We start from the raw sequence: 12,231 nt of genomic DNA on the forward strand, positions 1-12,231 counted from the left end.
AGCATTTCACCAAATCTTAGTCCAGACTTCTGCGATGGGGTATTTGTTTACTGCTGGGGGTTGGTAGTTGCTGCGTTCGATCCACCATTTTAGGCGGGCGTCGGGGTCTTTGGCGAAGGTTGGGTCGGTGTCTACTTTGGTCTGGAATTCTTTCCAGAGTTCGGGATGGTCGGCGGCTTCTTTTGTTGCGATCGGGACGCTTAGGTATTCGGCTGCGCCGATGCGGCCGCCGGGTCCGAAGACGGCGTCGAAGAAGCCCCAGCGGAGGAGTGCGTCCGGTGCCTGCGGGTGGAGCATGGCCATGATGATGCGTGCGCGGGGCTGGTTCATGGGGATGTAGTAGCTGCCTGCGGGCATGTGCATCTTTTCCTTGACCGGCATGGGTGTGTAGTCGGTAAAGGTGCGGCCTTCGAAGAGGGCGGTCTGCTTCTTGACGTCGGTGAAACGCCAGGTGTCGAAGGTCTGGTCGGAGAGGTCCCTGGTGGTGCGCTCCATGGTGACGCCCTGGAGTGCGAGCAGTTCTGCGATGTTGCTCCATGCGGCGGGGATGAGGAAGCCGGTGGGGACGGGCGCAGAGGCGGTGGTGTCGACGCCGTCGTGCATGTTGACGGTGAAATCGTCCTTCTCTGCTGTGAAGTGTTGCACGGGTTTGCCAGTGATGGGGCTTACTTCCGTACCGCGCTTGAGGGAGTGGTAGGTGATGGGGTGCGACTCGGCGCTGGTTTTGCCGCCGAGGAACATCTTTTCGTTCTTGTTGCCGGCGAGGGCTGCGTCTGCGGCGTCGCTGTCACGCACGGCTTTGCGCAGTGCCTGTGGGTCTTCTGTGACGATGTCGATGGAGTGGACCATGATGTCGTAGTTGGACCATGCGCGGGTTTTGGGGAGTTTGAGCGAGTGCGTTTCGACCAACAGGCATGGGCGATTGCGCGCGCCGGACCAGTAGTGGGAGTAGCGCGGGGAGAAGACTTCGACCATGAAGTCTCGCTGGCCGTTGGTGCTGGCTGGGGCCTGGCGTGCGGCGCGGTCGTCGCCACTGGGGGCGCTGGAAGGGGACCTGGGCGTTCCCTCAGCGGCTAAAGCCGCTTGTTCTGGTTGGGTTTGACGGCCCGGCTGAAGCCGGGCCCCTTCAGAGCTTCCGTTGTTTGTGTTGTTACCGCTGTTTGCGTTGTTGCGGCGGGCTGGCTGGCCTCCTGCTGCTGGTGGTGCTAGTGGGCTGCCGCCGCCACCGGCGAAGCCCATGCCGTCACCTCTTAAAGCGCCGTAGGGGCTGACGAGATGGCCGTCGGCTTCCATGCGTTTGTTGAGTTGCGGGATGAAGCGCGAGTTGACCCAGTCGCGTGAGCCGGGGCCGATGTCGTCGTGGTGGGTCATATCCCAGGTGACGTCGTACTGGTAGTCGGCGCCGTCGGTGACGTGGTTGTCGAACATGAAGTCAGGCAGCCAGGTGTTGTAGAGCTTGAGGAAGGCGCGGGTTTCGGGCGCGTCGGCCTTGATGTAGTCGCGGTTGAGGTTGAGCTGCTGCTCCTGCGGGCGGGTGCCGGTGATGTCGGGGCCATTCTGGTTGGCGCGGTTGTAGGGGCTGCGGTCTTCGTGGCCGTCGATCTCATAGACGGGGATGACGACGAAGATGGCCTTGTCGAGCCACGCAGCCTGCTTGGGGTGGTTGGTTACTGCCATGTCGCGCATGAGCATGAGCGCGGTGTCCTTGCCTTCGATTTCGCCGGAGTGAATGCCGCTCTGGATGAGGATGACGGCCTTATCGGTTTTGTGTGCGGCTTCGGGTGTGAAGGCCTTGTCCTTGCTGATGATGGCGGCGTACATGGTGCGGCCTTCAGGCGTGGTGCCGAAGGGGATGACCTTGATGAACTTGCTGCGCTTCTCGTAGAGACGCATCATGGCGACGGTTTCGTCGTAGCGGCCGGTCTTCTCCCAGTTGGTTTTTTCGCCGGTGGTGAGCTCGTCCTGCGGGACGCCCTTTGTTGAGTCGGCGAGGGATTTTGCGGCGGATGCGGCGGGTGGCTCATACATGCTGTGCGGGCGGAGCTGCGTGGTCTGCGCGAGAGCGGCGATGGGCATGAGCAGAACGGCGGTGCGAGCGAGTGACGTGGCGCGAAACATGCGGATTCCTTCCGTGGTGCGAGAGAACGTAAAGCGCAGGCCGTGGCTATGGCTATGGCTGCGGTGGTGCGCGCTTATCGGTGCGCGCTTATGGGTGCTGCTTTTCTGCGGTATGACGAAGATGCTACAAACAGTTCACCCCAAAATGGAAGCGCCAAAGTCGTTGTGATTCGAATTAAGTTAAGTTGTGCGTTGGCTGTGGCGCTGCTGTGCGTTGGTGCGCGGGCGCAGCAGGGTGCGGTGTCGCATACGGAGGCGACGCATGAGGCGGCTCCGTTTGGCGTGGTGGCGTATCCGGATCGGCCTGTGCAGCCGAAGGAAGTGCTGGATCGCGGCAAGGCGGCGTATAGCGTGAACTGCTCGTTCTGCCACGGGGCGGATGCGGCGGGTGGGTCGGTGGGGCCGAACCTGTTGCGCAGTGAGGTGGTGCTGCGCGATGTGCATGGCGAGCTGATTCTGCCGATTGTGCATGGTGCGCGTCTGGCGCAGGGGATGCCGAAGATTGATCTGCCGGATCTGACTGTGGCGGATATTGCGGCGTGGCTGCACAGTTTGAAGACGGGCGGGAATATGACGCCGACGGAGCAGATCAACATTGTGACGGGCGATGCTGTGGCGGGGAAGGTGGCGTTTACGCGGCGGTGTGCGGGTTGTCACTCGATTGATGGTGATCTGAAGGGATTTGCTGCGAAGTTTGCGCAGCCGTTGCAGATGCAGCAGACGTGGATTTCGCCCGGAGTGATCAAGGGGCCGGGGATGCCTGCGCTGCATGTGCCTTCGGTGACGGCCACGGTCGTTTCCAAGGGCAGGAAGATCACCGGGAAGCTCGGGGCTTATGACGACTTCTCTGTCGCCATTACGACGACCGATGGTGTTGTGCATACGGTGGCGCTGGATAACGGTGTGCCGCGTGTTGTGGTGCATGATCCTTTGAAGGCGCATCGGGAGATGTTGCCGACGTTGAAGGATGCGGAGATTCATGACATTACGGCGTACCTGGAGTCGTTGCGATGATGCGTTTTTTCTATGCAGCGATGATGGCCGTGTGTGCGATGCCAGCGGTTGCGCAGTCGCTTGATCCTTCGTCGATGCTTCATCGCGATGTGAAGGCATGGCCTACTTACTCTGGCGATTACACGGGGCAGCGGTTTAGTCCGATTGCGCAGATCAATACTTCGAATGTTAAGGGGCTTGCGCTGGCGTGGTCGCAGAAGCTGCCTGCTGAGGTGACGCATACAGGTGGCGTTGGGACGACGGTTGCTCCGTTGGGGCGTGTTTCGGGATCGATTGCGGTGGTGGATGGCGTTTTGTTTGTGACCACGCCGGACAACGTGTGGTCGATGGACGCTGCGACGGGTAAGGTGCTTTGGCACTATCAGTGGAAGACGCGCGGCGGTACGCACATTGGCAACCGTGGTGTGGGTGTGTGGCGGGATCGCGTGTTCTTTGAGACGCCGGATAATTATCTTGTTGCGCTAAGTGCGAAGACCGGCGAAGAGATATGGCACAAGGAAATTGCTTCGTTTGATCTGCAGTATTTCTCCACGATGGCTCCGCATGTGGTGGGCGACCACTTATTAGTTGGCACTGGTAATGACCTGGATGAGCCGGGGATGTTGCAGAGCTTTGATCCGCGCGATGGTCATGTGGAGTGGGCCTGGTACGCCACGCCGATGAAGAAGGGCGATGCCGGGCTGGAGACGTGGGCCAGCGTAGATGCGTCGTCACATGGTGGCGGCAATGTGTGGGTGAATGGATCGTATGATCCGGAGACACACCTGTACATCTTTGGTACGGGCAATCCGAGTGCCGCGTTTACATCGCAACTGCGTGGGCCTGGCGCGAACCTATACACGTGTTCGACGGTTGCGGTGAATGTGGATACGGGCAAGCTGGCGTGGTATTACCAGACGTCGCCGCATGATACGCACGATTACGATTCTGCGCAGACACAGGTGCTGGTGGATGGAACGTGGCAGGGCAAGCCACGCAAGTTAGTGATGACCATGGCGCGCAATGGTTATTTCTTTGTGTTGGATCGTGTGACGGGTGAGCATTTACTGACTTCGAAGATGTTTGCTTCTACGAACTGGGCTGAGTCGACGCTGGATGCGAAGGGTGCGCCGGTGCGGATTCCGGCAAAGGACTTTGATTTTGCCGGAGCGTTGGTATCGCCTTCGACGCAGGGTGTTGTGAACTGGCAACCGCCTGCTTATAGCCCACAGACGGGTTTGTTCTATGTGAATACTTCAGAGACGTGGGAGATGTTTTACCTGACGACGACTGATCCGCGCGGAGCGATGGGATTGGGCGGCGAGCAGTTGATGAATCTGCCGTCGAATGGCGGATGGTTGCTGGCGATTGATTACACGACGGGGAAGCCGCGGTGGAAGCATCGGTATCCCGGAGTGACGGGCGGGCTGGCGGCGGGTGTGATGACGACTGCCGGGCACCTGCTGTTTGCGCCGGATATTCATGGCAACCTCATTGCATACAACGCGGCGACGGGGCGGCAGTTGTGGCATCAGCATATCGGCGCATCGAATGCGCCGGAGACGTTTGTGCTGAATGGTAAGCAGTATGTGCTGGAAGCTGGCTGCGATACGTTGTACGCGTTTCGTTTGCCGTAAGTCAGCGAGGTCAGTGAGTCAGCGAGTTCAGTGAGGCGGCGGGATCGCGCGTTGCGCGATGATCCCAGGTGAGCTTCGCGCACCTGGGGCACCCGGTTCTGTGGCGGGAAGATAGGGCGGGCCTTTGGCCCTTGCGTTTGAGGCTGTGCCCTACCTGGGCCTTCGGCCCAGGCTAATATGTGGTCGCGCCTTTGGCGCTCAGGCCTGAGTCGTGGCCTTTGGTGCTCAGGCCTGAGTCGTGTCTTTGGTGCTCGGACCTGAGTTGTGCTTTTGGTGTTTATCACGGCCAGATAGTTTTGGTGAGAAAGTGTTATTCGCCATGCGGCCTGAGCGGACGTCCGTTCGTCTTTGAGGCAGCAGCTTTTCTTCTGTAGAGAGAAGGTGTTACAAACAGTTCGCATAAAAAAGAAAGCCTGAAAGCGGGGTTTATGCGGTTTCCTTTGAATCGTCTTTGCAAAGGTGCTGTATCCAGTGCCTTTGTAGGAGTGGGAATTCTGGTGCTGGGGTATGCGGTGCGACCGTCGATGGCGGTCCATGCGCAACAACAGCAGCCACGCGGAGGCGGACGTCCTGGCGGATCGGAACGTCCTACAGGTGGTGCCGCTGCCGGACCGAACGAAGGTGCGCAGGCGCAGTCGGCGGACCAGTCGCATGGCGCCGCGACGCAGCAGGCCGCACCGTTTGGCATTGTGGCTTACCCGGATCGTCCTACGGCGCCGAAAGAGGTTTTGGATCGCGGCAAGACGGCGTTCAGCGTGAACTGCGCCTTCTGTCATGGATCGGATGCGGGTGGCGGATCGGTGGGACCGAATCTGCTGCGCAGTGAAGTGGTGCTGCAGGATGCCGCGGGTGAGAAGATCATGCCGATTGTGCACGGTGCGCGTGCAGAACAGGGGATGCCAAAGATTGATATTCCCGACAGCAGCGTGGTGGACATTGCGGCGTGGCTGCATAGCCTGAAGACCGGTGGCAATATGCGCTCCACCGAGAAGATCAACATCGTTGTCGGCAAGGCGGATGAGGGTAAGGCGGCGTTTGGTCGACTATGCGCTTCATGCCACTCCGTAGATGGTGATCTGAAGGGGTTTGCTGCGAAGTATGAGGATCCGCGCGGTATGCAGCAGGCGTGGATGTTGCCCGGTGTGGCTGCGTTTGGAAGGCGTGGCGGCGGTGGGCCTCCTCCTCCGCAACTTCATGTGCCGCCGACGACGGCGACGGTGACGCTGGCCAGTGGGAAGAAGGTGACCGGGCGACTGGGCGTGCTGGATGACTTCTATGCGGAGATCATCACGGACGACGGCGTGGTGCATCGCTTCACGCTGAACAACGGTGTGCCGAAGGTGGAGATTCACGATCCGCTGAAGGCGCATCGCGCGATGTTCCGCACCATTACCGATAAAGATATCCACGACATCACGGCGTACCTCGAGTCGCTGAAATAAAGGACAGCCACATGCGTATTCTTCGCAAGATTCAATGTGCCGCTGCTCTGTGCGCGGCGATGACGATGGTGACCACCGCGCTGAACGCGCAGTGGCTTGACCCGAAGGACATTCTTAAACCCAAGCCGGATAGCTGGCCTACGTATTCGGGTGATTACAGCGGGCGCCGGTATAGCTCGTTGACGCAGATCAATTCGCTGAATGTGAAGGGGCTGACGCTGGCGTGGGCGCAGCGTTTGACCGGTGGTGAAGGTGCTCCGGGTGGCGGTGGGCCTCCGGGATTTGGGCCGGCTGCGGTGCCGACGAATGTTGGCGGTGTGGGAACCGCGGTGGCGCCGATGGGTTCGATTAAAGGCGCGATTCTGCAGGTGGATGGATACCTGTTTGTCAGCACGCCGGATAACGTGTGGGCGATGGATGCCATGGATGGGCATGTACTGTGGCACTTCCTATGGAAGACGCGCGGCGGTACGCACATTGGCAATCGCGGGGTGGCGATGTGGCATGATCGTTTGTTCCTGGAGACGCCGGACGATTACCTGGTGGCCATTGATGCAAAGACGGGCAAGGAGATCTGGCATAAGGAAATTGCATCATTCGATCTGCAGTACTTCTCGACGATGGCTCCTGTGGTGATTGGCGATCATCTGCTTGTTGGCACGGGCAATGACCTGGACGAGCCGGGTATGTTGCAGAGCTTCAGTCCGCAGACGGGCGAGGTGGAGTGGAAGTGGTTTGCCGTGCCGATGAAGAAGGATGATCCGGGCATGGAGACATGGCGCAACGTGGATGCGGCTTCGCATGGTGGTGGCAATGTGTGGGTGAACGGGTCGTATGATCCGGAGACACATCTCTACATTCTTGGCACAGGCAATCCTACGGCGGCGTATACGTCGCAGATGCGTGGACCGGGCGCGAACCTATACACATGCGCCACGGTGGCGATCAATGTGGATACCGGCAAGATGGCGTGGTATTACCAGACGTCGCCGCATGACACGCATGATTTTGATTCGGCACAGACGCAGGTGTTAGTCGATGGCATATGGAAGGGCAAGCCGCGCAAGATGGTGATGACTGCGGCGCGCAACGGCTACTTCTTTGTGCTGGATCGCACTACGGGCGAGCATCTGTTGACGAGCAAGCTGGTGGATTCGCCGAACTGGGCGGAGGAGAAGCTGGATAAAAACGGCGCTCCGGTGCGCATTCCGGCGAAGGACTTTGACTATGGCGGTGCGCTGGTTTCGCCTGCGAATGGCGGCATTGTGAATTGGCCTCCACCGGCGTTCAGTCCGCAGACGGGCTTGTTCTATGTGAATGCGAACGAGAGTTATGCCATGTATTACCTGGCCACGACGGACCCGCGCGGTGCGATGGGGCTGGGTGGTAAGGATGAGGTTGGGCTGGGCACGCTGGGAACGTATCTCATCGGCATGGATTACAAGACGGGCAAGGCTGCATGGAAGCATCGTTATCCCGGCGTCGGTGGCGGTTCACTGATTGGTGTGACGGCAACAGCGGGACGGCTGTTGTTCAGCGGCGATCAACATGGAAACCTGGTCGCGTATGAATCGGCAACGGGCAAGCAGTTGTGGCACACGCGGATTGGTGTCAGCAATGCGCCGGAGACGTACATGCTGGATGGTCATCAGTATGTGCTGGCCGGTGCGGGTGACATGGTGTACGCGTTCCGTTTGCAGTAGTTCGAACCGGGAGGCGCAGTGTCAGCAGGATTGAGTGGGGAAGAACTGCTTGCGTGGAGCGACGCTACCTTCATCCGATGGATGGAGTTGGTGAAGCGTCATCCTGAGATACTGCGCCTGCCGTGCGATGTGTATAGCGTTGCGGATATCAATGGCCTGCTGCACCACATTGTTGCCGTGGAACTGCGTTATGCGCAACGGCTTTGCGGCGAGGCAGAGACTTCGTATGAAGAAATTCCCGCGGATGTGGCGGGGATGGAAGCGGCACATGTTGGAATGCTGAATCGCATTCGCGCACTGCTGGCGGATGCCGCGTTCGATTGGGAACAGATCATTCCATTCCAAACGCGAAGCATGGGAGTGCTGCGGGCTTCGCGACGTACGGTGTTGAACCATACTGTGCTGCACGGAATCCGGCACTATGCGCAGATGGCCATGCTTGTGCGGCAGGCGGGTATTGCTCCGGGATGGCCTATGGACTATCTGTTTATGGGAGTTGTGGGGAGGGAATAGGGAATGGATTATTTCTCGGAAGACGACATAGCGTTACTAATCCTCACACAAGCCCATAGCCTCGGCGACGCCTAAGTTTTGTCGAGCAGAGTCGCTTGGTTCAAGATCGTCGCGTTCACTTGAGCGAAATGCGCATGGCGTGAAAGTCGAAGGTCAACTGGTTACCTTGTCTTAGAACGTCCATACCCAAATTGCCTGCCAGCGTTTCGCTGCCTTCAAGACTCGGCTTCAGGAACACTCTTGCCGGTGAGAGAACAACGGGATGCCCTGCCAAAGTGAATGCCACGGCTTTGATCGTGACGACCGGGAAATCCTGGGTGCTGCCGATTCCTTTTTGTGTGAAGGTTTCCTTGCTTCCGCTAGTCAACAAATCAGAGAATTCGCTGGCAAAAAGGGGGTATAGGTCAGTGTGGGTTGCGCCTGTGTCAAGAGCAAACGTCAACGGTTTGCTCTCATGTGTGAGTTCGACATTCAGAGTTGAGCCATAAGCGCAGATATTCGCAGCATCACGTGTGTACCGGGCAGGCTTATACCCGATATCAAAGACACCATCGTGCATGCGCAGCGTTTCTGCCGCGAGCAGGACAGGCAAGCCAAGGATTCCACGTTGGCCAATCGGCATTTCGACGAAGGGTTCGGCATCGTCGCCGACCACAAGAAAGGCGACATTTTTCAGTTCCACGTTTCCCAACCGCAGACTGGTGGCAGTTGTGACGCAGAAACCGATTTTCGCTCCCGTTACGACGTTCATCCTGGCATCGACAGCATGGACCTCAAGACCCAGCAACTTTGCTTGACCTTCGCTGATGACGGAGACGTTCGCTCCGGTATCAAAAATGAAGGCCGTCGAGCGCCCGTTGACCAGAATTTTCGCCCCGACGTTCCCATCGAACTGTACGACGGAGGCCTGTCCGCGCCTATGCCGCACCACCCGCTGATCTCCAGATGTGGTGAGGGCCCCGAAGAAGGCCTGCGCATTTTGCGCATCCTTGTCCGTTGGACGCAGCTTCAGCAACGCCTCGACTTGCTTGAGGGCTTCGCTGTAGTGTCCGTCCGCAAGTGCATCCTGAGCCAGCAGCGAAGTCGCTTCCCATACTTCATCTGCAGAGGTGCTCTGCCTTTGAACCTTGGAAAGTTCCTTTGCGCAACGCGATTCTCGAAAATTGCAGGCCGCGACGGCGCGGTAAAACAAGGGCGTATTGGATGCATGTACCTTCTCCCTCATCTGGAAGCAGGAATGTGCGTCATATAGCTTCTTCAACTCTGCTGAGCTCTGCTGGCAGTTCGCCACGCCTGTACGCAGAAAGAAGGAACAGAGCAATAAGACTTTGGGAAGAAGGCGCGTCACAGAATCCATATCCTTTTTATAAGGCTTGCATGGGCTTCTGAAATGATCGGTCCCGTGAAATGCACTTTTCGTCACTTGATTTCAGGTGTATTTGAGCAGTTTCTATCGCAGAGGTTTCCCCTGCGGGATATTGTCGAGTTCCATATCGGTCCGTGGGTGATTTACCTTCTCTTCATCTGAATGCTCCATGGTGGACATGCTATGAACTTTCGACTTTCTGCTGCTGTTTTTCTTTTTGCCACTGCGCCGCTTGTTGCGCAGCAGGCCGCATCTACCTCAGGTATGGAGAATCCGTGGATCACGTTGATGACGAAGGCCGCCGCACATGCGAAGCAGCATGGCGGGCGTATGCCGCTGCTGTCGCCGCTGGATCGCACGGTGGTGCGTTCGCCGGGTTTGCCAGCGGATATGCCACTGGTGCCGGTGAAGCAGTTGCAGGCCTTGGGCATTCACGTGGTGCCGTGGACGACGAATGATCCGGAACAGATACGCGCGGTGATTCGCACGGGTGTGGATGGATTGATCAGCGATCGTCCAGACCTGTTGCAGCAGGTGTTGAAGGAAGAGCGTGCTGCGAATCCTGATAACGAAACGTTGGAGCGGTTTGTCGTGAGTGCGCATCGCGGCGGACGTGGGCTGCGTCCGGAAAATACGTTGCCTAGTTTTGAAAGTGGGCTTGATCAGCTTGCAACCGAACTGGAGACAGATACAGGTGTTTCTACAGATGGCATTTCCACCATCTGGCATGACCAGTTCTATAACCCGCAGGCGTGCCGCAAGGCCGATGGTTCGGCTTACACGATGGAGAACCGTATCTACCTCCGCGATATCTCTTCAACCGATGCGGCGAAGACACTGATCTGCGACAAGATCCATTTTGGCGATATGCAGAAGAACGATGCTGCGCTGTCGCCGGTGACGGTGGCGTTTGCGAAGAAGGATGGTATGCCGTCGATCTATGCGCCGACAAATGTGCCGCAGCTTTTCCGCTTTGTGAAGTTTTATGTGGATTACTACACGACCGGTGCAGGGAAGAGCGATCCTCATGCGAAAGAGCGCGCCGCGAATGCTCGCACCGTGCACTTCAACATTGAGACGAAGATCGTTCCGGATGTGAGCATCAGCAGCCAGGGACGTCCGGTGCCAAAGGGTTTTGAGAATCATACGAAACCGCCGCAGGCGTTTGTGGATGCGCTTGCGGGAACGATTGCGAAGGAGCACATGGAAGGCCGCGCGGCCATTCAGAGCTTTGACTTCCGTACGCTGCAACTGATCGAAGAACAGTATCCGAAGATTCAGACGTTCTATCTGACAGAGAGCCCGAAAACACTTAGTTCGGACTTTGTGCCTGAGGCATTGCGGGTGAAGCCTTAAATCCACGGATGGCGCAAAGCTGCCTTTGACATGGCAGGCGAGGCGGCCTACAGTGCTTGCGATGAAAACCCTGGCCGCTTCGCTGTTGTGTATTGCATTGGCATTTGCCGGAATGCGGGTATCTGCCGCAGAGACAAAGCGCCCCGCCATCACGGGTATTGCATTCGCTCGTTTCTATGCATCGGATGCGAGTGCCGCACAGCATTTCTACGGCGACACGCTGGGCTTGAAACGGGTGACGGAAGATTCACGTTCGGTGTATCCCGTGAATGCGCTGCAATGGGTGGAATGGATTCCGCTGACCGATCCATCGCTACATTCCCGCATGGCGGCGATCGGCTTTACCACCCGTGACGCGAAGGGACTGCAGCGCTACCTCACAGAAAAAGGTGTGGCCATCGCCGAGCCGCTGAAAGACGGCGCGTTTGCCGTGCATGATCCTGATGGCTACCTTGTCTATTTTGTCCAGACCGGATCGAATCGTGCCGTTGCGAAGGCTTCGTTGTCTTCGAATGCTACTGCCTCTCGCATTATCCATGTGGGGCACGTGGTGAAAGACCAGGCGGCCGAAGACAAGTTTTATCGCGAGTTGCTTGGTTTCCGTCCGTACTGGCATGGAGGCCGTCATCCGGAGCGCGCGGACTGGGTGAGCTTACAGGTTCCGGATGGGACCGACTGGATTGAATACATGCTGAACATCCCGCCGGACGCGAGCCTGAAGTCCGTGGGAGTACAGGACCATTTTTCGCTTGGCACTGCAAAGATGGATACCGTACTGGCGCAGTTGAAGGCGAACGGCTGCACGGAGGCGCAGTGCAGCAAAACGCAGATCGGCCTTGACGGCAAGATGCAGTTAAACCTGTATGACCCGGACCTGAGCCGGCTGGAATATATGGAATTTACACCGCGGGAAAAGCCATGTTGCTCAGAGTTTATGGGGCCGCAACCCACCGCGGTTGAGAACCGTTGAAGCAGTGGGGGCCGATGCATGAGGAGTCGCGATATCTCAAACGGCATCCTTCGTCTGTTACGTTGTGTTCACACGTGTTTCACAAGACGTTTACTAGTCTGCCCTAGCGTAGCTGGCATGCGATCCCAAAAGA

The 12,231-nt window shown here is 58.0% G+C and carries 9 protein-coding genes; 7 read left to right on the plus strand and 2 right to left on the minus strand.

Going from position 1 to position 12,231, the window contains the following annotated elements; all coding sequences use genetic code 11:
- Positions 1-6: 6 nt before the first annotated feature.
- Complete coding sequence (locus AB6729_RS13805) at positions 7-2,118, minus strand: M14 family zinc carboxypeptidase (protein WP_371082203.1); 2,112 nt, start codon at positions 2,116-2,118, stop codon at positions 7-9.
- A 165-nt stretch (positions 2,119-2,283) separates the two neighbouring features.
- Between AB6729_RS13805 and AB6729_RS13810 the strand changes: the two genes are divergently transcribed.
- From AB6729_RS13810 to AB6729_RS13830, 5 genes are all read left to right on the plus strand, one after another.
- Positions 2,284-3,132, plus strand: coding sequence for a c-type cytochrome (locus tag AB6729_RS13810; RefSeq protein ID WP_371082204.1), 849 nt, complete (start codon positions 2,284-2,286; stop codon positions 3,130-3,132).
- The gene (locus tag AB6729_RS13815) at positions 3,129-4,748 is read left to right on the plus strand and encodes an acido-empty-quinoprotein group A (RefSeq protein WP_371082205.1); all 1,620 of its coding nucleotides are present in this window, start codon (positions 3,129-3,131) and stop codon (positions 4,746-4,748) included. Before AB6729_RS13810 ends, AB6729_RS13815 begins: the two co-directional genes overlap by 4 nt.
- A 485-nt stretch (positions 4,749-5,233) precedes the next feature.
- Positions 5,234-6,190 (plus strand): c-type cytochrome, encoded by a 957-nt coding sequence (locus tag AB6729_RS13820; RefSeq protein WP_371082206.1) that lies wholly within the window; start codon positions 5,234-5,236, stop codon positions 6,188-6,190.
- A gap of 11 nt (positions 6,191-6,201) precedes the next feature.
- The gene (locus AB6729_RS13825; protein ID WP_371082207.1) at positions 6,202-7,893 is read left to right on the plus strand and encodes an acido-empty-quinoprotein group A; all 1,692 of its coding nucleotides are present in this window, start codon (positions 6,202-6,204) and stop codon (positions 7,891-7,893) included.
- Positions 7,894-7,911: 18 nt separating this feature from the next.
- On the plus strand, positions 7,912-8,406 hold the full coding sequence (locus AB6729_RS13830) for a DinB family protein (protein ID WP_371082208.1): 495 nt from the start codon (positions 7,912-7,914) through the stop codon (positions 8,404-8,406).
- Positions 8,407-8,521: 115 nt separating this feature from the next.
- Here the strand turns inward: AB6729_RS13830 and AB6729_RS13835 are convergent, their stop codons facing one another.
- Positions 8,522-9,829: an aspartyl protease family protein gene (locus tag AB6729_RS13835; RefSeq protein ID WP_371082209.1), complete on the minus strand. Its 1,308-nt coding sequence runs from the start codon at positions 9,827-9,829 to the stop codon at positions 8,522-8,524.
- A gap of 126 nt (positions 9,830-9,955) precedes the next feature.
- On the opposite strand from AB6729_RS13835, the gene AB6729_RS13840 reads away from it, so the two are divergent.
- Both AB6729_RS13840 and AB6729_RS13845 read left to right on the plus strand, forming a co-directional pair.
- A complete protein-coding gene (locus AB6729_RS13840) occupies positions 9,956-11,128 on the plus strand; it encodes a glycerophosphodiester phosphodiesterase family protein (RefSeq protein WP_371082210.1) in 1,173 nt (390 codons plus the stop codon).
- A 61-nt stretch (positions 11,129-11,189) separates the two neighbouring features.
- A complete protein-coding gene (locus AB6729_RS13845) occupies positions 11,190-12,098 on the plus strand; it encodes a VOC family protein (RefSeq protein WP_371082211.1) in 909 nt (302 codons plus the stop codon).
- The last annotated feature ends 133 nt before the right edge of the window (positions 12,099-12,231 follow it).

The organism is Terriglobus sp. RCC_193 (assembly GCF_041355105.1).
Taxonomy (GTDB): Bacteria; Acidobacteriota; Terriglobia; order Terriglobales; family Acidobacteriaceae; genus Terriglobus.